The 2070-nt window shown below is 67.5% G+C and carries 3 protein-coding genes; 2 read left to right on the top strand and 1 reads right to left on the bottom strand.

Annotated features, from left to right (window positions below; genetic code table 11):
- Together DB30_RS42100 and DB30_RS40700 are read left to right on the top strand one after the other, a co-directional pair.
- The coding region (locus tag DB30_RS42100; RefSeq protein WP_205633212.1) for a hypothetical protein at positions 1-233 on the top strand (233 nt) is incomplete at its 5' end.
- A 594-nt stretch (positions 234-827) separates the two neighbouring features.
- The gene (locus DB30_RS40700) at positions 828-1538 is read left to right on the top strand and encodes a hypothetical protein (protein WP_146662942.1); all 711 of its coding nucleotides are present in this window, start codon (positions 828-830) and stop codon (positions 1536-1538) included.
- A gap of 260 nt (positions 1539-1798) precedes the next feature.
- Here DB30_RS40700 and DB30_RS42095 read toward each other — a convergent pair.
- The coding region (locus DB30_RS42095; RefSeq protein WP_205633211.1) for a hypothetical protein at positions 1799-2070 on the bottom strand (272 nt) is incomplete at its 5' end.

Raw genomic sequence — 2070 nt, 5'->3', positions numbered from 1 at the left:
TCGACGCCAGCGCCCTCGCTCGGCTCGAGCGCGGCTGTGACGTTCGAATGTCCAGGTACCTCACAGTCATTGACTACTTTCTCGCGCGTGCCCCAGCGGCGTGGATGCTCGCGGACCGAATCGTTGCACTTGGCGCTGAGCACCAGCTCGAGCGCCGTGGCGAGAGCGGACGGGTCGTGGCGTCGGTCGGGCTGCTCGGTCAGGGCGCATGCGCCACGCACAACGAGAACTGATCAGGCCGCTCGCCGTCGGGCGGGCGACAGTCGCTCGGGATGACCGGATGACCGGATCGACGCCTCCCGCCAGATGATGTGCTGCGCGCTGACCGTGGGGCGTTTGGCCGCGCCAGCCTGACATAGCGCTTCGCGACGCCGGCACACGCGTTCCCGCAGTTGACAGACACCTCTGTGAGCCGCGCAGGTGCGTGTGTGAAACTGACAATGCCGTCTGCACGGCGTACGAGCGGGTTTGCGGCTGACAATGGCGTTTGTAGCTGTCGCAGGTGGTCTTGCGAGCGCGCACGATCGCTTTGCGAGCGCGATCGATCGCTCTGCGAACTCAGCGAACGCCTCTGCGACGCCGCGAACGTGTTTGATGGCCGGCAGCACTGCTCTGGCGGCCCTACAGAGCAGTCTGTCAGCCGCAGAAGCTCGCTCGCCGAGCCAGCGAAGACCCGCGTGGGGCCGGGCAACCGACTTGACGCCAAGAAACGTGTTTCGTAGATCGAGAACAAGTCGAAGTTGTCCAAAGCAGTGACCGATCGCCTGAAGATTAGCCGCTCGGTCACACACGCAATCGAGGCCCGCGGTGATGATGTCGCAGAGAAAGTGGCCACCCTCCTGTTTCCCGACGGCGCGCCCAATGACGTGAGCGCGGCGCAGTTCATCACGGCGCTCGGCGACGCGCTTGGCCGCGCCGGCGCAGCGCTCGAGCAGGCCGATCTCGCCCACGCGGCGGAGCTCGCCGACGACAAGGGGTTTCGAGATGCACGCGACACGAGCACGCGTGATCTGTGGGAGTTCATTCACCGGATCCGCGACGCGATCGTCGGGACCTACGGCACCGGCGTGGTGGCGCGGCTCAGCCTCGACACGAACCTGCCCCGCGACGCTCAAGAGCTGATCCAGCACGCCCGCCACATGAGCACGCAGCTGCACCCAGAGACCCTTGGCGAGCCCGCGGACGACCTGATCCCCGTCGACCTCGAGCGCCTTCGTGAGCGCCTGATCGAGGCCGCCAACAAGCTCGAGAAGGGCCTCGACGCGGTCGAGCGCGAGCGTCGCGAAGCGCAGGAAACCCTCGAGCAGCGCAACGCGGCCAGCGGCGAGTGGGCCCGGGTCTACGCCGGGGTCGCCGACGCCTTCGTGGCGCTCGCTTCGCTGGCTGGCTTTGACGAGGTCGCCCAGCGGATCAAGCCCACCGCCCGCCGCCGCGCCGGCCGGCTCGAGGCCGAGGATGAAGCGCCGCTGGCCGAAGACGCGCCCCCCGAAGCTGGCGCGGAGTCCGAGGCAGAGGCGTCTGCGGTCGAGCAGCCCTGAGCCTGGCGGGTCGCGTTGACGGGCTGGACCCGCGGATCAGCTAGCCGACGCTTCGCGGGGCGTGGCTGCTCTCGCGGGTGTTCGCGGTCGACATCATGACCTGCCCGCGCTGCCGCGGTGCGATGCGCTTGGTGAAGCTGGCCACGACATCGCACCGGCGCACGCCGAGCTGGGCCTCGGTACCCGTCCGCGGTCAGGGGCCTCGACTCGAGTCGATTCGACCTCGAGCGCGCGCCCGTTGGCCGTGGACTGCTCGACATCTACTCCTGCTCGCAGCAACACCTGACCGCGGAGTTGAACTGCCACTCGATCGGCTCGTCGCATTCATGCGCGAACTCGAAACCACTTCGGGCGGGATCTTCACACCATTCGAAGCTCGCGTAGATCCGGTAAGTGTATCCGCCGCACCCGTTGGCGACACATGAAGTCCCCTGCACCTCGCATGCCTCGGCGCAGGTCGAAATGTCACTCTGATCCGAGCACTCCGCGTAGGTCGGCGTACATACGCCCTCTTGGCATTCGCCGACGCCGG

Origin of the sequence: Enhygromyxa salina (assembly GCF_000737335.2) — a bacterium.
Taxonomy (GTDB): domain Bacteria; phylum Myxococcota_A; class Polyangia; order Nannocystales; family Nannocystaceae; genus Plesiocystis; species Plesiocystis salina_C.
This window is presented reverse-complemented; position numbering and strand designations above follow the sequence as displayed.